Annotated in this window: 10 protein-coding genes; 5 read left to right on the top strand and 5 right to left on the bottom strand. The window is 74.1% G+C overall.

The genetic code is table 11. From position 1 onward, the window contains the following. The first annotated feature begins 76 nt into the window (after positions 1-76). The 3 genes from EUA98_RS03670 (at position 77) to EUA98_RS03660 (ending at position 5,217) form a co-directional block, all read left to right on the top strand. Complete coding sequence (locus EUA98_RS03670; RefSeq protein WP_434063473.1) at positions 77-2,716, top strand: sodium-translocating pyrophosphatase; 2,640 nt, start codon at positions 77-79, stop codon at positions 2,714-2,716. Beyond that, the gene (locus EUA98_RS03665; protein ID WP_130101315.1) at positions 2,713-3,762 is read left to right on the top strand and encodes a glycosyltransferase; all 1,050 of its coding nucleotides are present in this window, start codon (positions 2,713-2,715) and stop codon (positions 3,760-3,762) included. Before EUA98_RS03670 ends, EUA98_RS03665 begins: the two co-directional genes overlap by 4 nt. A gap of 126 nt (positions 3,763-3,888) precedes the next feature. Further along, positions 3,889-5,217 (top strand): NYN domain-containing protein, encoded by a 1,329-nt coding sequence (locus EUA98_RS03660; protein ID WP_165372704.1) that lies wholly within the window; start codon positions 3,889-3,891, stop codon positions 5,215-5,217. A gap of 22 nt (positions 5,218-5,239) precedes the next feature. Here EUA98_RS03660 and EUA98_RS03655 read toward each other — a convergent pair whose 3' ends face one another. From EUA98_RS03655 to EUA98_RS03640, 4 genes are all read right to left on the bottom strand, one after another. Continuing rightward, on the bottom strand, positions 5,240-9,952 hold the full coding sequence (locus tag EUA98_RS03655) for a hypothetical protein (RefSeq protein ID WP_130101313.1): 4,713 nt from the start codon (positions 9,950-9,952) through the stop codon (positions 5,240-5,242). Between the two features lie 35 nt (positions 9,953-9,987). After that, positions 9,988-10,821, bottom strand: a complete 834-nt coding sequence (locus EUA98_RS03650) for an AAC(3) family N-acetyltransferase (RefSeq protein ID WP_242511252.1) — start codon at positions 10,819-10,821, stop codon at positions 9,988-9,990. A gap of 220 nt (positions 10,822-11,041) precedes the next feature. Then, entirely contained in the window at positions 11,042-11,914 is an 873-nt protein-coding gene (locus tag EUA98_RS03645; protein ID WP_130101397.1) for a class I SAM-dependent methyltransferase, read from the bottom strand. A gap of 143 nt (positions 11,915-12,057) precedes the next feature. Beyond that, on the bottom strand, positions 12,058-13,857 hold the full coding sequence (locus EUA98_RS03640) for an AfsR/SARP family transcriptional regulator (RefSeq protein WP_130101312.1): 1,800 nt from the start codon (positions 13,855-13,857) through the stop codon (positions 12,058-12,060). A gap of 152 nt (positions 13,858-14,009) precedes the next feature. Here EUA98_RS03640 and EUA98_RS03635 point away from each other — a divergent pair, with 152 nt between their 5' ends. Together EUA98_RS03635 and EUA98_RS03630 are read left to right on the top strand one after the other, a co-directional pair. After that, entirely contained in the window at positions 14,010-15,353 is a 1,344-nt protein-coding gene (locus tag EUA98_RS03635; protein WP_130101311.1) for an SWIM zinc finger family protein, read from the top strand. 53 nt (positions 15,354-15,406) lie between these two features. Beyond that, positions 15,407-18,115, top strand: a complete 2,709-nt coding sequence (locus EUA98_RS03630) for a DUF6493 family protein (protein WP_165372703.1) — start codon at positions 15,407-15,409, stop codon at positions 18,113-18,115. Positions 18,116-18,127: 12 nt separating this feature from the next. On the opposite strand, the gene EUA98_RS03625 is transcribed toward EUA98_RS03630, so the two are convergent. After that, entirely contained in the window at positions 18,128-18,712 is a 585-nt protein-coding gene (locus EUA98_RS03625; protein WP_130101309.1) for a GNAT family N-acetyltransferase, read from the bottom strand. Positions 18,713-18,748: the final 36 nt, after the last annotated feature.

Below are 18,748 nucleotides of genomic sequence, written 5' to 3'. Positions count from 1 at the left end.
CACATCGGGGCCCTGGCCCCGGCATAGCGTGGCGATGTCCAAGCAACGCCGCTCAGAAGCCAGGTCCGAGGCAATCGTGAACGATGTCCACCAGGGAAACGCCGTCGTCGGCGCATCCACCTCTTCCTCCGACCTTCGTCGGCCACCCGTTCGCGGTGGCGACGGAGCGGCACCCCCCGGCAGGCGCCGGGCCACGGCGCGGATCGCCGCCCTGGCGGGCGCCTGCGCACTGGCGCTGACCGGGTGCGCGTCATCCGGTGAGTCGACGATCCAGGGCGGCGAGGCCAGCCTCGTCCTGCCGGACCTGGGCGCCGTGACCATCATGGGCGGCGGCTCCGGCCGAACCCTGCTGCTCATCGGCCTCATCGTGTGCGCGCTCGGGATCGGCTTCGGCGCGGTGAGCTACACCCAGCTCCGCGCGCTGCCGGTGCACGGGACGATGCGCGAGATCTCCGAGCTCATCTACTCCACCTGCAAGACGTACCTGGTGCAGCAGGGTCGCTTCCTGATGATGCTGTGGGTGTTCATCGCCGCGGTGATCATCGTCTACTACGGCTTCCTCGCGGGGTTCACCTGGGGACGCGTCGCCATCGTGGTGGGCTTCAGCCTCGTCGGGATGGGTGGCTCGTACGCCGTCGCCTGGTACGGGATCCGGGTCAACACGTTCGCGAACTCGCGGGTGGCGTTCGCGTCGCTGCGCGGCAAGCCGCTGGCGATGCACCGCATCCCGATGAAGTCCGGCATGTCGATCGGCATGGTGCTCATCAGCATCGAGCTGGCGATGATGCTCATCATCCTGCTCTTCCTGCCCAGCGACCTCGCGGGCGCGTGCTTCATCGGGTTCGCCATCGGCGAGTCCCTCGGGGCGTCCGTGCTGCGCATCGCTGGCGGGATCTTCACGAAGATCGCCGACATCGGCGCCGACCTCATGAAGATCACGTTCAAGATCAAGGAGGACGACGCCCGCAACCCCGGGGTGATCGCCGACTGCACCGGTGACAACGCGGGTGACTCGGTCGGCCCGAGCGCCGACGGTTTCGAGACCTACGGCGTCACCGGCGTCGCCCTGATCACGTTCGTCCTGCTGGGCGTCAACGACCCGTCGATCCAGGCAAGCCTGCTGGTGTGGATCTTCGCCGTTCGCGTGATCATGGTGATCGCGTCGGTGCTGTCGTACTTCATCAACGACGCCTGGGCCCGCGTCCGCTACGCGACCGCGGAGCGGATCAACTTCGAGGCCCCGCTCAGCTCGCTCGTGTGGATCACCTCGGTGGTCTGCATCGCGACGACCTACGCGATGACCTACGTGGTCCTCGGTGACACCCTGTCCGACGGGCTGTGGTGGAAGCTCGCCACGATCATCTCGTTCGGCACCGCGGCCGGGGCGATCATCCCCGAGCTCGTCAAGGTGTTCACCTCGACGCACAGCAAGCACGTGCGCGAGGTCGTCAAGAGCTCGCGCCAGGGTGGCGCCTCGCTCACCATCCTGTCCGGGCTGGTGGCCGGGAACTTCTCCGCGTACTGGATCGGCATGGCGATCGTCGGCCTCATGGCCGGCGCGTTCCTCATGAGCGGCCTGGGTCTCAGCGCACTGATGATCGCCCCCGCGGTGTTCGCCTTCGGGCTGGTCGCGTTCGGGTTCCTCGGGATGGGTCCGGTGACCATCGCGGTCGACTCCTACGGCCCGGTCACCGACAACGCCCAGAGCGTGTACGAGCTGTCCCTGATCGAGGACGTCGAGAGCATCGACGACGAGCTCAAGCGCGACTACGGCTTCGACGTCCAGTGGGACAAGGCCAAGCAGATGCTCGAGGAGAACGACGGCGCCGGCAACACCTTCAAGGCGACGGCCAAGCCGGTCCTCATCGGCACCGCCGTCGTGGGTGCCACGACGATGATCTTCTCGATCATCATGAGCCTCACCGACGGTCTGACCACCGACATGGAGAACCTCTCCCTGCTGCACGCACCGCTCCTGCTCGGCCTGATCACGGGTGGCGCGGTGATCTTCTGGTTCACCGGCGCGTCGATCCAGGCCGTCACCACCGGCGCCTACCGGGCCGTGGAGTTCATCAAGAACACGATCAAGCTCGACGGCGTGACGAAGGCCAGCGAGGCCGACTCCCGCAAGGTGGTCGCGATCTGCACCCAGTACGCCCAGCAGGGCATGCTCAACATGTTCCTCGGGGTCTTCTTCGCCACCCTGGCGTTCGCGTTCGTGGAGCCGTACTTCTTCATCGGCTACCTGGTCTCGATCGCCATCTTCGGCCTGTACCAGTCGATCTTCATGGCCAACGCCGGTGGAGCGTGGGACAACGCCAAGAAGATCGTCGAGGTCGACCTGCACGCCAAGGGCACGGCGCTGCACGACGCCGTGATCGTGGGTGACACCGTCGGCGACCCGTACAAGGACACGTCGTCGGTCGCGCTCAACCCGGTGATCAAGTTCACGACGCTGTTCGGCCTGCTCGCCGTCGAGCTGGCGGTCAGCCTCACCGATCAGGGCAGCGGCACCCTGGTGCACATCCTCGCGGCCGCGTTCTTCGTGACCTCGGCGTACTTCGCCTACCGGTCCTTCTACGGCATGCGGATCAAGACCTCGCTCGAGGACGACAGCACGGACGCCGTCATGAGCGAACCGCCCACGGATGATGCGACCACGGCCGCATCCCACGGGTCCGAGCTGGCGCAATCTGGAGTGGGAGACGAACGATGAAGATCGCGATCCGGTATGCGGCCGCGTACGTCGACCCGGAGGGCCACGTCGCGGGCCATGACGCCGGCGCCACGCTGGTGCGCCGCCTGCTGCGGGTGTTCCCGGGTGCAGTCCTCATCGGCCCGGCCACCCGGCACTGCGCGGGATTCGACATGATCCCGCTCGAGTTCATCGACGGTGCGGACACGGTGATCATCACCATGGACGTCATCGACTCGCTGAGCATCTGGCAGACGCTCAAGGCCAACTGCGACGAGCCGAAGCTCATGAACTTCGTGTGGTGGAACACCTCGCAGTACAACCATCCGGTGCAGCGGGCTGCGCTGGCCCTGTCCTGTGCGCTGTTCCCGACGTTCGCGAACTCCGAACGCACCGCCAGCGAGGTCCGCGAGATCGTCTCGAGCGGGACGATCCCGACCCTGGCCGACAACGCCCAGATCGCGTGGGTCAACCTCGGCATCCGCCTCGAGCACGTCCGGCCCCGCCATGAGCAGCCCGTTCCCGTGGTGCTCTACCCGGCGATCTACCTGTCCGAGCGCAAGCAGCCGCAACTGTTCCTCGACGTCGTCGAGAAGCTGGCCAAGCGCACCCCCATCCAGGTCGAGGCGCGGCTGCAGGAGTCGCACCTCATCTCGGAGGCGGCCATGCGCCTGGGTCGGCATCGCTGGGCGTGGGTGGGCCCGCTCACCGCGACCCGGGAGGACTACTGGGAAGCGCTCGCGCGGACCACGGCATTCCTCGCGACCGCGACCGAGGAGTCCTACGGCCTGGAGTACATCGAGGCGCTCGTCGCCGGCGCAGTCGGGGTGTTCCCGGACCGTGCCTGGGTGCGGGCGATCCTGCCGGCCGGGTACCCGTTCATCTACCGCACGCCGGCCGAGGCCGAGGAGATGCTCTACCGGGCGGTCACCGCCACGGACCTGTGCCGGACCGAGATCGACAAGGTCGCCGGCGGGGACTTCGCGCAGTGGCTGCGCGCCCGGCACGACGACGACGAGTTCGAGAAGGCGATCGCGCACCGCGTCGCGGAGTGGTTCGGGGCCTGAGCGTGGGTGGGGGTGGCGGTCAGCCGCCGCCCCCACCGGCCCCCACCGCGGTCCGTCAGCGGGTGTGAAACCGGTCGACCGCCGCCGGTGTTTCGACCCCGGCCCCAGGGCGAGGAAGATGCCCTTGTGACCACAATCGACAACTCCGAGGGCGTTCGCCGCTTGCGGTGCGCCCTGTTCGTTGACTTCGACAACGTCTACATCGGCCTGCGGCGCCTCGACCCCGCGGCCGCCGAGGCGTTCGCGACCTCCCCGGCCCACTGGTTGAGCGCGCTCGAGAACGGCAGCGACGCCGACGGCGACTTCTCGCGGCGCTTCCTCATCCGGGCGTGCTACCTCAACCCCTCGGCCTTCTCGCAGTTCCGACCGAACTTCACCCGCGCCGGGTTCAGCGTCGTGGACTGCCCGTCGCTCACCCAGCAGGGCAAGAGCAGCGCGGACATCAACCTGGTGCTCGACGCCGTGGACGCGCTCAGCGCCCAGACCCGGTACGACGAGTTCGTGATCCTGTCGGCGGACGCCGACTTCACCCCGCTCGCGCTCCGGTGCCGCGCAGCCGACCGCCGGGTCACGATCATCACCGCCGGCCCCGCCGCGAGCGCGTACCGGGCCGTCGCGGACACGGTCATCACCGCCGACGAGCTCGCTGATCTGGTCAAGGATCCCGCCCTGGCCATCCTGGACGTGCCCGTGGCTCCGATCGTCCTGCCTGCCGCCGCAGCCACCGCTGCTGCACCCGCACCCGCAGCCATCACCACCCCGACGTCCGCGCCGCGGGCCGCGGAGCCGGCCGCGGCCGCCACGACGGGGACGACGTCAGCAACGTTCTCGGCTCGCCGCGCCATCCTCCGACTGGTCCGCGCGGCCGACCGCCCGTTGGCCGGCGGGGTGGTGGCGCAGGCCGCCCAGAATGCCGATCCGTCCCTGCTCGTCACCGGCTGGGACGGCGCGGGCAGCTTCTTCCCGTGGCTCGCCCGGACCCTGCCGGAGCTGGGAACGGCCCCGCGCCCCGGTGCGGGCTTCGTCTGGGACCCGAAACGGTTCAGCGAGTCGGACATCCCGGGCGTCGGCGTGGTCGACCTGCCGCCGCTGCAACGTCAGGTCGTGGACGTCACGGACATCCCGAACCTGCCCACCGAGAGCTACCGCATCCTGCTCACCGCCCTGGCCGACGACGTCTCCTCGGTCCCGTTCTCGCGCCCCGAGACCGCCCGGCGGGTGCGCAACGCGTGCCAGGCGGCCGGCACCCAGATCGGTCGGGTCTCGGTCAACACAGTCATCGCCGGGGTGCTCTACTCCGGGCTCGACCTCGATGCCAAGCCCACGGCCAAGAAGGTCGCCGAGACCTGGGCGGACAACGTCGTGGGCCTGTGCCGTGGGGCCAGGATGGCGCTCGGTCCGCAGGACGTGTCGGCGATCCGCGCCTGGGTCGGCGGCGGGCTGCTCAAGCGGTAACGCCCGGCGGAGCGGGCCGGCCTCACTCCCACCCGGCGGTGAGGCCACCGACCCGCACGCGAGTGGCGCGCGCGGCATCGCGGGCCTTCTCGGCGAGCGTCCCGGCGAGCACCGCCACCAGGCCGATGACGGCGACCAAGATCCACAGGCTCGCCCCGCCCCACTCTGGCAGCAGCGCCACGAGCGGGACCACCACGAGGATCACCACGGCGGCCAGCACGACGACGACCCCGGCCACCACCCGACGCCGCACGCGCGTGGCGGCGCCCCACCCGGCCACGATCGCCCCGAGCACGATCGCGACCAGCGCGTGGGCGACCGACACCGTCAGCGCCTGGACGAAGGACGCCCCGACTCCGAACGCGACGGCCGTCAGCTCCAGCGCGACGACCTGCGGTCCGGCCAGGGGCAGCCCGAGCCGGCGCCGGTCCCGGCGCCACAGCGCCACGATCGTCAGCAGCGTGACCGCCACCCCGGTGGTGTACCACTGGGGACCACCGCCGACCGCGTTCGCGACGAACACCAGCCACGCCACGCACGCCACCGCCGGGGAGAGCATCTGCAGCTCGACGCTGCGCCAGGCCACCCCGGTCGCGGCCGCCAACGCCGCCGCGGCGGCCAGCACCGGGACCAGCAGCATCGCGTCCGGCAGCGCGTCCAGCCCGAGCAGGCCGGCCACGCCGACGGCGGCCGCGGCCGCCTCGACCCCGACCCGCACCCAGGCCGAGCGGCCCACGAGGCGTGGGGCGGCCAGCAGGACCACCGCGACGGCTGCGCCCAGGACGGACAGCGCCGTGACGCGCACGGCCGGGGCGAGCTCCGCGACCTCGAACGCCAGCAGCAGGCTCACCAGCGCGGGGGCCACCGCCACGTCCGCCAGCCACGTCGCCCGCAACGGCGCCGCGGCGAGCGCGACCGCCACCGCGACGAGCGCCACCCCGACCGCCACGGGCAGGCTCGGCGCGACGGTCGTCACCGTGCCCGGCGACTCGGCCACCAGGGTGCCCAACGACATGGCCACCAGGGTGCCCCACGACACGGCCACCAGGGTCGCGGCGCCGACGACGACGGCCGCCGTCGTGCCCCACACGGCCGTGGCCGTGCGGTTCAGCCAGCCCGTGCGGTTCAGCCAGCCCGTGCGGTTCAGCCGGTCGCTGCGGGCCGCGACCGCGACCCCGACCGCCACGGCGCCCGCCCCGAGGGCGGTGACATCGGTCGCCAGCTGGGTCGACCAGCCGAACCAGGCCAGGGCCGCGAGCCACGCCGCGACCGTCGCGGCCGCACCGATCATCAGGCGAACCACCCGCATCAGCCCGGTCGCGTGCACGGAGAGCGCCGTGTGCGCCGCGCCGAGCGCGAGCAGCGCCAGCGCGGCCCACCCGGGACCCGCGGCGGTCGCCCCCAGCAGGATGGCGGCGGTACCCGCCCATCCGGTCGTCTCCCGGGCCGCGGGCACGCGGTGCAGCCGGACCGCGGCCACGACGCTCAGCAGCCCGGTCAGGACGTAGGTCGTGACGAACCAGTCGCCGTCGGCCGCGAGCACGAGCCCGGTGAGGGCCACCGGTGCGGCGACCACCAGCGGTGGGACGTCCCACCGGCTCCACCAGACCCGGTCCGCGACGAGGCGGTGCAGCCCCTCGGCCACGACCAGCAGGCCCGCGGTCGCCAGCACCGCGACCCAGGCCCGGGAGTCGAGGGCCGATCCGGCCAGGCGCAGGGTGGCGACCCAGCCCAGGAGGGCGGCCGTGCCAGCGAGGCTGCCCGCCTGCGCCAGGATGCCGGTCGCGAGCGCAGCCCCCGCGGCCACCGCGACCAGCACGCCGGCCAAGAAGCCCGGGACCGGTCCACCGGTCAGGAGCAGACCGATCGTGACCTCGAGCCCGCCGAGCACCAGCGGCGGGACCAGCGCGCCGTGGCTCGCGGCCCGGCGCGGCGCCCACCGGCGGCCGCGCAGGTCGGCCGCGGCCGCGCCGACGAGCAGGGCCGTGCCGACCCCGGTGAGGGTGACCGCGACCGCGGCGGCCGGGTTCAGCGCGGCGAACCACCCGAGCCCCAGGTCGGCCACGACGGCGACCAGCGGGGCCGGGACCAGCCAAGCGGTCCACCGCATGACCCGCGCGCGGCGCACGCGGGGCACGACGACCACGACGGCGACGACGCCCAGCAGGCCCATCACCGCGGGCCACGGCTCGCGGACCAGGCCGACGGCGAGCAGTGCTGCCGCGAAGCCGGACCAGGTCGCCGTGCCGGCGAGCCGCTCCCCCGCGGCTCCCCGCGCCACGGCCGCGTACGCGAGCGCCGTGGCGACCACGACGGCGGGTGCCCACGGGGCGGTCCAGGGCAGCGCACCGCTGCGATCCAGGGCCAGGGCGGCGGTCACCGGTGCGCCGATCGCGGCCAGGGTCCAGGGCAGGTAGCGCAGCGCCGGTGCGGCGTGGAGCGCGAACCCGACCGGGGACCGATCGCGGTCGTCGCGGACGGCCGTGACGACGAGTCCGGCGGTGGCCGCGGCGCACGCCGCCACCAGGGCCCAGCCGGTCCCTGACAGGAGCAGGGCGAGGAACGCGACCACGTGGCCGCACAGCGCAAGCGCCGCCGGGACCCCGGTCGCGGTGGTCGGTCGTGCCAGGTGACCGGCGACGACCAGCGCCAGCGCGGTCGCGGCCAGCACGCCCCCGCGGGTCCCGTCCGGGATGCTGCCGACCGCACACGTGAGGACCCACGACCAGGCCACCGCCGCGGTGGTCAGCCACGGCCGCCACACCGGCGCGACCGGACCGACGACGCCCAGCGCCCCCAGGGTCGCGAAGACCCCGACGGTGACCCAGCCGGTTGCCGACGGCGCACTTCCGGGCACCCAGGAGCCCTGGGCGAGCACGGCGGTGATCACGGCCGCCGCCGACCACCAGTACCGCCAGAACGCGTCCCCGTCGCCGCGACGCAGCACCCGCCGGGTCGCCGGGACGGTGGCGAGCGCCACCAGCGCGGTGGCGCCCACGAGCGCGGTCGCGACGTCCGTCGCGGCAGCGAGGGCGCCGACGGCGGCCACCGGCAGCACCGCGGCGGCCGCATCCAGCGCGAGCGCTGCACCCGCGAACGGGACGGTCCGGCGCACGATCACCCACGCGGCCACGACCCCGAACGTCGCGGTGGCCCACCACGGATCCCCGGCGACCGCCAACAGGCTCACGGCCAGCCCGGCCGCCGGCAGCAGGAGCACGGCACCCGGCCGGTGCCGGTGGGCGAACAGCTCGAGCAGCCCGACGAAGCCCACCGCCACCACCGTGGCACCGGGCGCCCCCTCGGCGGAGACGACGGCGAGGGCGATCGTCGCCCACCACAGCGGCAGGGCGGCGTCGAGCACCCGCGCGGGCAGCCGGGGTCGCAGCAGCTCGAGGGCGATCAGGAGCGCGATCCCGGCCAGGCCGAACGTGACCGTGGGCCAGCCCTGCGCGAGCGCCGTCAGCACCGCGAGCAGCGCCAGCACGAACGTGGCCGGGATCGCGGCGGTGAGGGTGGGCCGGTAGAGGTGCCCCGCCGGGCGCAGGCGCGCGCCGACCAGGACCGCGACCAGGACGACGGACATGGCCGCGACCTGGGCCAGGGTCGGGACGGCGACGTCCTCGCCGGTCGGGACCGCTCGCCCGATCCCGAGGGTGGACATCGCTGCGGCGAGCATCAGCAGCGGGCCGAGGAGGAACCGCAGCCCGCTGGCCGGGTGGGCCCGCGACCAGGCCGCGTACGTGGCGGCGAGCGCGACGCACACCACCGTGAGCACCGCCACGAGCGCGCCCCCGCGCAGGTCCGGGGGAACCGGGAAGCCGTCCACGACGGAGGCGATGACCATGAGCGGCACGAGGAGCCCGGCGGCCACCTCGAGCGCCCGGCCCGCGACCTCCGCGCCGTGGCGGCGCAGCAGCCGGGCGGCGATGAACGGCACGGCCGCACAGGCCAGCTCGGCGACCGGGCGCAGTCCCGGGGTGACCTCGCCGAACGCGAACGCGACCAGGCCGAACATCCCGACGAACAGCAGCAGCACCCCGAGGTACGCCAGGCCGTGCACCGCCAGGTCGGACAGGGCTGCGCCACGGGTGCGCGCCCACCACCGCGACAGCTCGGACGGCGGCCGCTGCCGGTCCTGCGGGCGCGGGGAGACCAGCGGCTGCGGCGCATGCTCCGGCCGACCGGGTGACCGGAGCTGCGCCGGCTGGGCGAACGGGGCCTGCGGCGAGACCGGCGCACGGAACGCGGGGGCGGGCGCGGTCCGCGGTAGCGGTACGCCGTGCGCCATCGCGGTCGGGGGCACGGCGGTCGGGGGCACAGCGGTCGGGGGCACGGCGGTCGGGGGCACGGCGGTGGGCAGGGTGGCCGCGGGCGGTGCGGCGGCAGCGAGAGGGGTGCGCGCTCGGGCGCTCAGCTCGGCGACGAGCTCACGCAGGGCACCCTCCTGCGCGACGGTGAGCTGGGCGCGGGGCTGCGCAGCGGGCAGGAAGACCTCCTCGACGAAGGTCAGCGCGGCGAGGTCACCCGGGACCAGCGGACGGTGGCCCGACGCCGGGTCCGCCCAGACGGTCGTCCCGGCGGCCAGCCACGTCGTCCACGCCGTGCCGGACCAGTACCGCAGCGGGGCGCGCCGGAGCGGGTCGGCGAACCACCCGGCCGGCGTGGTCCCCGAGGCGTCGGAAGCCGCCGCGGGAACGCCCGCGGCGGTGCTGGTCGGACCCGTTTCGGGCATGAAGTTCCTTCGTTGAGTATCAGCTCAGCCAGACGTCAGCGGGCGTTCCAGGCGGTGGAGTCCTGCGAGAAGGCTGCGGCGTCACGGTGCCGCGGGAACCACGACGCGGCGAACTCCACGAGGTCACGTTGCGGCATCAGCAGGGCATCGGCGTGCCCGACCTGGGCGCTGCGGACCAGACCGCTGCTCGCGGCGAACTCCGCACCGACCTGGTCGAAGTCGTCGTCGGCCACCCACAGCTCCTCCCACCCCACGCGGGTCCGGGTCCCGTCGACCAGGATCGGGGCGGTGTTGCGGACCGTGTGCTTGCCCGGGTAGTCGCAGCGGTGCTCCGCGAGGTGCAGGGTCGTGCTCTTCTTGTGCCCGACGCCGAGCAGGAGCACCCAGCCGCCCAGGTCCACCAGGGCGCGCAGGGGCGATCGCTCGCCGACCGGCGAGTCGAGGTCATGGGTCGCCACGACCTCGCGGGTGTGCGGTCCGGCGGCGGCGAACGAGCGGTGCGGGTGCGCGCTGCGCAGCGTGCCCGGGTGGGTGCGGAACAGCTCAGCGAGGGCGCCCATGGTGCGCGTGGGGGTTCGGGCCGGGTCGAACGCCGGCAGCGTGTCCCGGATCTCGGGCCACCAGGCCGCGGGCACGTGCGCCTCGTTGAGGTACGCGGGGTCGCACAGCTGCCAGGACTGGGTGGGCATCACCAGGGTCCCGCGCTCGCCGACGGCCGCGACCAGCGCCTCGTGCAGCGCCTGCTCCCCACCGGGCACCCATCCGATGGACGACAGGGATGCATGAACGAGCAGCACCATGCCGTCTCGGACGCCGAGCGCCCGCAGATCGTCGACCAGGCGCGCCCGGGTCACCGGTCGTGGTTCCACTGTTCTCCCCTGAGAGGGTCGGGAGCTTTCCCCTCACACCTGCGGGGTTTGCGAACGCAAACCTATCGGGGAATGAACCACCCGACCTGACAGTGCCCACCGATCAGCCGAACCGCTCAAACCGCTCAACCGCTGAACTCCGGCACGTGTGCAGGATTCATCACGAATACCCGACGAATCACGTGAAGCGCTCAGCGGCCGACCACCGGCTGCTCGGTTCTCAGGGATTCTTGCGGGCCGTGAACAGCAGGTACTCCCACTGCATCGAGGTCGTGGTGGTGCCGCGGTCGTGCCGCCGGGCGAGGTCGGCGAGGTCCCGGTCCAGGGCGGCGACCTTCTCGGGGTCGTCGGCGATGGCGCGGTACACCGCGATCGTCGGGCCGTACCGGGCCTTGAAGTAGTCCCGGAACTCCTCGGGCTGCCCGAAGTGGTCGACCGTGAGGTGCTCGCGGGTCGCGGTGGTGTCGGTGACCCGGTCGCCGAGCAGCGTGCGCACGTGGTCCTCCGTGCCCCACAGCGGCGGTGGCTGCGCGCCGGGCGGGGGCGCCGGCGCGAACGGCTTCATCGTGGCGAACATCTGGCCGATGAACCCCGACGGCGTCCAGCTGAGCAGGGCGATCGTGCCCCCGGGACGGCAGACCCGCACGAGCTCGTCGGCCGCCACCTGGTGGTGCGGAGCGAACATCACCCCGACGCAGGACACCACGGTGTCGAACTCGCCGTCCGCGTACGGCAGCGCCTCGGCGTCGGCCACGTGCCACTCCAGCTCGGCGCCCCGCGCCGCAGCCTGTCGCTGGCCGTGCTCGAGCAGCTCGGGGGTCAGGTCGCTGGCCACCACCCGCGAACCGGCCAGCGCCGCGGGGATCGCGGCGTTACCCGCACCGGCAGCGACGTCCAGGACCCGGTCCCCGGGTCGCATCGCGCTCGCCCTGACCAGGGCGAGCCCGAGGTCGGCGATGATCTCCGCGGCCAGCGTCGGGTAGTCACCCAGCGCCCACATCGCGCGGTGCTTGGCCTTCAGGGCGCGGTCGGCCTCGGTGTCGATCGCTCCGGTGGCGAGCGCGCGGGTGTCGAGCGCTCGGGTGTCGGTCATCTCGGTCATGTCGGCTTCCTCTCGTGGCGACGGCCGTGCCCTGCGGGGGCGGGCCGCTCGTGTTCGGGACACCGCCGATCCTCGGGCGCGATCGTGTGCCGAACCGTGTGACGCCGGACGCGGCCCGAGAGGTACGGCCAGGACTAGGCCCGAGACGTCACCTCGCCGGCGAGCGCCGGGTTGTCGATCCCGGCGACCAGCACCGCAGCGAGCTCGCGCGCGCCGTCCTGCCCCTGGTCGCAGCGATGCACCGCCGCCCGCGCGACCAGCTCGCGCATCCCCCGCCGCGAGGCGAACTCGTCGAGCTCGTCGACCCAGCCCGGCGCACCCGCCAGACCCCGGCTCACGGCGAACCGGCACAGCGCGTCCAGGCAGTGGCCCTCGACCCAGTTGTGGGTGACCCGCTGCCGCCGACACGCCGCCGGCGCCTCGAGGAGCAGGTCGAGCGCCAGCGCGTCGTCGTGCACGGTCGCCGCCAGCAGTCCCCGGCCCCGCAGCGAGTAGCTCTCCCAGCACGGGTCGCCCACCTGGCAGGCCAACGCATACGACCTGTCGAACGCCTCCGCGGCCCCGTCCAGGTCGCCGCGCGCCATCGCCACCTCCGCGCGCAGCGCCCGCGGGAAGGGGAGGAAGGCGGTCCACCCGAGCTCGTCGGCGGTCGCGCAGGCCAGGTCGAGCGCCGAGCGGGCGGCGTCGAGCTCGGCCCGGAGCAGCCGCAGCCGGCCGAGCCCGGTCAGGGCGTAGGCCAGGGCGCGCTGGTCGCCGACCGACCGGGCCCGCTCGACGGCCCGATCCAGCGTGCGGGCGGCGCGGGGGTAGTCCGCCTGGTCGGTCCGACCGAGCCCCGCGTAGACACCCACCCAGGCGAGCAGGTGCGCGTCGTCGTCGGCCAATGCCGTGGCGCGGTCGAACCAGACCTCCATCCGCGGGTAGTGCGCGCGCAGCAGCTCGACGTGGCCGAGCTCCAGGGCAGCCTTCGCCGCGACCCCCCGCGCGCCGAGGTCCCGGGCCATCGCGGAGGCCTCGTGCAGCACCCCGACGGCCTCCTCGTCGCTCCCCCGCACCCCGCGCACCAGCGTTCCGCCGAGCTCACCGAGCGAGCGAGCCAGCAGGGGCCCGTCCTCGAGCGCGCGCGAACCGTCGACCGCGGACCGCAGCAGCTCCACCGCGCGCTCGTAGGCCCCGACGTGGGCGGCCCCCACCCCGCCCTCGATCGCCGCATCCACCGCTGCCGCCGTCCGGGTCGTCCCCGACGCGGGCCGGCGCCGCAGCGCCTCGTCGAGGGCCGACGACGGCGCCGTGCCCAGCTCGCGCAGGAACAGCGCGCGGCAGTCCCGCACCCGTTCGACAGCGGCGGCGTGGTCCCCGCCCGCCACGAGGGCCCGCACCAGCAGCTCGAGGCTGCGCTCGGTGAGCGGTTCGGCGGCGACGAGCCGACCGGCCAGATCGACGGCCGAGGCGACGTCACCGCGGGCCAGCCGGCTGTGTGCGGCCTCCTGCAAGATCGCGGCTCGCTGCCCGGCGGTGCGACGCCGCTCGGTCGACAGCCACAGGTCGAACGCCGCCCCCACCCGCGGGGTCACCCCCTCGAGCAGCCCGCCCCCGAACCCGGGCAGCATGAGCGCCTCGACCCACGAACCGTGCGCGAGCACGTCGACGTCGACCACCGTGCCGGCGTGCGGCTCGTACCGGAGCGGGTCGCCGCCGACGTCGGCCACGCCCGCGAGCGCCCGGCGCAGCTGCGACAGGCTCCACCGCAGGGCCGCGGCCGGGTCGTCGGCCTCGTCGAACAGCAGGTCCATCAGCCGCGAGCGCGGGACCGGCCCGTCGGTCAACGCCAGGTAGGCGAGCAGCGCCCACGCCTTGCTTCCCCGCGGCGGCGCGACGGGCGCACCGGCACGTTCGATAGACGGCGGGCCGAGCAGGTTGATCCGGGCGACCATGAGCACCTCCAGGGCTCACCGTCTGGTGCGGTCCGGCCACGCCGGCGCAGGGATGTCGCCACCATCGTGCACCAGTGCCCTGCTTCGGGAGAAGGTCGACCGCTCACGTCGGCGCCCCTCACGTCCGCGCGCCGGGGTGCCGATGGACCCGCATGGCCGACACCGTGGTGCAGCACTACCGGTACGTGGCTCGATCCCGCGGTGAGCTCGTCGACGGGCAGCCGACGGTGCGGCTGGAGACCGCGCTCACCGGCACGGGCGACCCGGCCCCGGCTGCGACGGCATCCGGTGCACCGGCCCACGACGAGTACGGCGCGGACCCGTTCTTCACCGGCAGCGCCGAGCGCGCCGACGTCGTCGCGGCCGGTCTGCTGCGCGTCGCGGAGGTCGCCCGGACCCGGTACTACCTGCCGCCGGGGCTCGCGCGGCGGCTCGCGTTCGCGGACCCGATCATCACCGCCGAGTCCGGTCACCTCCGGTTCGAGAGCCTCTCGGCGTGCTGCGGCGTCTACGCGCGGCTGGACGTGCTGCCCGGCGGACTGGACACCACGCGCGCTCGGCACGGCACGACCAACATCGACGTGAACGGCGAGCTGCGGGCCCTGCTCGGCCAGGTGGTCCGGACCGACCCGATGCAGCTCCAGGTTGGGCGCGACGACGTCGCGGTACGCACCCTCGACGGCAGCGCCGTCGAGCGCAGGGTCGACCTGCCGGTGCGCTGGATCTCGTCGTTGGGGGCGCAGCAGGCCGCGGCGAGCCGGATGACCTTGCGGCACGAGCTCGATGCCGGCGCGGCCCGCCGCTTCGTTCGTGGCTTGCCGCGTTCGAGCGCGAGCACCCGGGCGGTGTGGGCGAGCGCGGTGGCGGGCGGCGGCCTGCGGCTGGCGAGCCGCCCGGCGGCGGGATCGGTGTGCCTCGGCGGACCGGAACGGCTGCGGGTCCTGGAGCCCCTCCTCCGACTGGCCACCGGTCTGCGCGTGTACGGCGAGGCGGTCGACCCGCGGTCCGAGCCGGTGGCGAGCTGCTGGGAGCTTCTCCTCCCCCATGCGCGGTTCGTCCTGGGGCTGAGCCCCCAGGCGTCCCGCGGGTTCTCGGGTGAGGGCGCTCTGCTCGACGATCTGGCGCAGGCCCATGCCGGCACCGACACCGACAGCGACGCCGTCCGGGCCGCGAACGGTCAGCTCGGGTACGACCCGGCCGAGCAGCGGTTCTTCCCCCGACTGCTCCCGTTCGACCTGCGGGCCGTGCCGCGGGCAAACCCCCGGCTCGAGGCCGCCCGCACCCTGGCGGCGGACGGCGCGGTGCACGCGGTCGGCGAGGACGTGCTGGTCCGGAGCGCAGGCGTGGACTACGCGGTGCGCCTCGGCGTCGATGACACGGATCGGTGCACCTGCGCCTGGTACGGGAAGCATCGCGGCGCGCGTGGCCCCTGCAAGCACGTCCTCGCGGTGCGGTTGAGCAGTCCGAGCGGACCGACGGGCGGCAATCCCACGTGAGCTGGTGGCGTCCCGGCCGGGCCGACGCATCGTCGGGCGAACCCCCGAACCGTATGGACCTGGTCGTGCGGGCGATCGTCGATGACCGGGTCCCCGACGTGGTGGCGGTGCTCGACGGCGCGACGGAGGCCGAGCGTGCCCGCCTCGCCGCCGCGATCGACTCGGGCACGTCGTCCTGGGCGACCACCGAGCTCCTCCGCGGCACCAGCGACTCCGCGGCGCGGCTCGCGGCGCAGCTCGGCACCGTGCCCTCGCCCCGGGCCGCCGCGCTCGCGGTAGGGATGGGTCGGGGCTCCTGGGAGCACGAGGACTGGCTCCTGCCCGTGCTCGGCCAGCGACCGGACGGCTGGCTCGAGCGGTTCGCCGTGGCGCTCTTCGCCGCCGATGACTGGCTCGACAAGCGCCCCCGGTGGCGGCTGCTGCGGGCGATGGTGCGCGCGGGCATGGTCGCGGAGCCGACCGATCCCCGCTACGTCTCCTGGCTGTTCGAGGCGGTGCGCGGCCCGCTCGACCAGGCGGCCCAGGCCGACCCCGGACTGGTCCCGCTGCTCTGGCGGGCGTTCAGCACCGAAGAGGCGGGCGCAGCGCTGACCGGCGGTGGCGGACCTGGCGGTGGCGGACCTCGCCGCGACGAGCACTGGGCCGGGCTGCTGACCGCTCTGGGCACGGGCGACCCGGGCACGCGCGTGCGGGCGATCGACGCCAGCCTGCGGGCGCTGGGCGCGGGCCTGCCCGATCGCGATGCGGCCGGCTTCCTCGCGCTGCACGGGAGACTGGGCGTGACCGCCTCCGAGCGCCGTGACCGCCAGTACGCCTACCTCCGGCTGCTCGCCGCCCATCCGCTCGTCACGGTGACCTTCGCCCAGCAGGTGCTCGGCGAGCTGCTGGCTGACGGGCGGCTCGATGCGCGAGCGCTCGTGGATGCCTCGGCCGACGTGCTGGTCCGCGCCGACCGGAAGTCGGTGGTGGCTCACCTCGCCCTGCTCGCCCGCATCCTGGCGTCCGACCCGGCCCTGGCCCCCGCCATCGCCGTCGTCGTGGCACCCACCCTCGATCCCGAGCGCGCCGACCTGGCCCTGCGCACGGCACGGCTCCTGCACGACTGTGCCCGGCACCTCGACGATGACGCTCGGGAAGGCGTCCGCGCCGCGATCACGCAGGCGCTGCCGGCGCCGTGGCCCGAGCTCCGGGCGACCCTCGGGACCCTCGCCCCTGCGGCGCTGCCGACGGCACCGGCCAGGCCCGCGGTCTGCCCCGTCCCGATCGACCTCCCGGCGCCGGAGGCGGTGACCGCGATCGCCGACGTCCGCGAGCTCGCCGAGGTGTTCGCGCACCTGCTCGAGGAACCGGCGCCGGCTCTCGAGATCGAGCGCGCCCTCGAGGCCGTGGTCCGGCTGCGGGCCGAGCTCCCCTCGAGCGCACGCGCGTTGTCGAAGCGGGCCCGCAAGGTGGGTGAGTCCGTCGTCGACGAGATGGACCTGAACGTGCGCCGCCGCATCGCCGACCTCGTCGTCCGCTGGCTGGATGACGGCCCGCCGTCCACCCAGTGCCGCGGCTATCAGCTGCACGGCAGCGCCCCGGACCGGGCCTCGGCCCCGCCGGGAACCGCCGTGCGCGAGGTGCCCATGCACCAGAACCTCGGCGAAGGTCGGCTGGCGGCCCTGCCCAGCGCCTGGTGGTGGACGGCGCAGGAGCCCGCGTGGACCCCGTCGATCCTGGCCGTCGCGCGCCTGCACGAGGTCACCGTGACCCTGCGCGAAGGACCCGCCCTGCTGCTGTCGACCCCGACCCGCGGCGACTGGACGATCGACCCCGACGAGGTGCTCGCGCGGCTGCGCACCGTCGCTGGCGCAGCGGGCGGCCGTCCGCACGACCGCGGCACCGCCCTGCTCCGGATCGCCCCGGGCGACCGGGCGGCGGTGCTGTCCGCCGGGGTCCTGGCCGACGACGACGACGCCCGGCTCGACCTGCTGGCGCAGCGCTCGCCGCGCTGGCGCCGGACGGTGACACCAGGGCTCGGCGGCCGGTTCCGCTCGTTCGCGGGTCACGAGACGCTTGCGTGGCTCGACGACTCCTCGACGCCCGGCACCGTGACCGACCCGGTCCGGGGCGTCCTGGACCTGTCCTCCACGGTGCGGCAGCACGGCAGCTACGTCGACGAGGCGACGTGGGAGCCGCAGCACGAGGCCACCCTCGGGCTGTGGGCCGGTCTGACCCCGTTCGACACCGACGTCCTGGCCGCCCATGCTCACCCGTTGCTCCTCTCGTGGGACGAGAAGCCGACGGCCGGCGTCGGGCCGCTGCTCGACGCGATCGGCGCCGCCTCGGCCCCGCTGGGCGCGCCGTCGCTGTCGGCGCTCGGCCTGGCCGCGGGCTTCCGGGACGCCACCGTGCGATCCCGGGCGGCCGAAGCGATCGCCCGATGCGCGTCCCACGGCCTGCTCGACGGGACGGCGCTGGGCGCGCAGGCCGAGGTGCTCGTGGTGGAGAAGCGGGTCAAGGTGAACCGGCTGGTGTCGACCCTGCGGGACGCCAGCGGGATCTCGGACCACGCCGCGCACACCGTGCTCGCCGCGTCCGCCCGGCTGCTGACGATCGCGCCGACGACGCCCGGCGGGGGCGCGATCATCGAGCTGGCGGCCGTCCTTGCCGAGTCACATCGCGTCCGTGTCCCGCTTCCGGCGGCCGTGGCGGCCCTGGCGGCGGGACGTGCCGGCACGAAGAGCGCGATGGCCGCGCGCCGGTTGGCGGCCCTCACCTGACCGGCTGACCGATCAGTCGAGCGCGACCACCGCGCGACCCGGCACCGGCCGCGACACGACGCGGAAGCCGGCCCGCTCGTACAGGGCCAGGCTCCCGTGGTAGAGGTCGGCCGCGGACGCCTTCCGTTCGCTGGTGTCCACGGGATACGCCTCGATGATCCGGGCGCCGGACCGGCGGGCGTGGTCGACGGCGCCGTCGAGGAGCGCCGTCGCGATCCCCCGACGCCGGAACCCGACCCGCACCACGAAGCACGTCACCGCCCAGACCGAGCCGTCGTCGGCTGGCTCCGCGCTCCCCCGGACCACCGTGGCGGTCAGGAGCCGCGGGTAGTGGGTCCGGCTCTCGACCCCGCACCAGCCGACCGGCTCGCCGTCCAGGTAGCCGACCACACCGGGTGCGGGCTCCCGCTCCACCTGCGCGCACAGTGCGCGTTCGCGGTCGGCCGCCGGCGCCTGGTTCCACTCGCGGTTCGTCACCTTGAAGTACTGGCACCAGCAACTTGCCGGGTCGCCCCGCGTGCCGAACACGACGCGCACGTCCTTCCACGGCACCCGCGAGGACGGCACCACCTGGATGGTTCCTGCCGGGTCGCTCATCATTTCCTCCTCGCGGCCGGTTCTTGATGTCCGCTC

Source organism: Pengzhenrongella frigida (genome assembly GCF_004168625.1).
GTDB classification, from domain to species: Bacteria; Actinomycetota; Actinomycetes; order Actinomycetales; family Cellulomonadaceae; genus Pengzhenrongella; species Pengzhenrongella frigida.
This window is presented reverse-complemented; position numbering and strand designations above follow the sequence as displayed.

What these genes read in the sequence shown, in the direction of transcription:
- EUA98_RS03665 (WP_130101315.1), top strand. Translation starts at nt 2,713, where the DNA reads ATGAAGATCGCGATCCGGTATGCGGCCGCGTACGTCGACCCGGAGGGC.
- EUA98_RS03655 (WP_130101313.1), bottom strand. Translation starts at nt 9,952, where the DNA reads ATGCCCGAAACGGGTCCGACCAGCACCGCCGCGGGCGTTCCCGCGGCG.
- EUA98_RS03645 (WP_130101397.1), bottom strand. Translation starts at nt 11,914, where the DNA reads ATGACCGACACCCGAGCGCTCGACACCCGCGCGCTCGCCACCGGAGCG.
- EUA98_RS03640 (WP_130101312.1), bottom strand. Translation starts at nt 13,857, where the DNA reads ATGGTCGCCCGGATCAACCTGCTCGGCCCGCCGTCTATCGAACGTGCC.
- EUA98_RS03635 (WP_130101311.1), top strand. Translation starts at nt 14,010, where the DNA reads ATGGCCGACACCGTGGTGCAGCACTACCGGTACGTGGCTCGATCCCGC.
- EUA98_RS03630 (WP_165372703.1), top strand. Translation starts at nt 15,407, where the DNA reads ATGGACCTGGTCGTGCGGGCGATCGTCGATGACCGGGTCCCCGACGTG.
- EUA98_RS03625 (WP_130101309.1), bottom strand. Translation starts at nt 18,712, where the DNA reads ATGAGCGACCCGGCAGGAACCATCCAGGTGGTGCCGTCCTCGCGGGTG.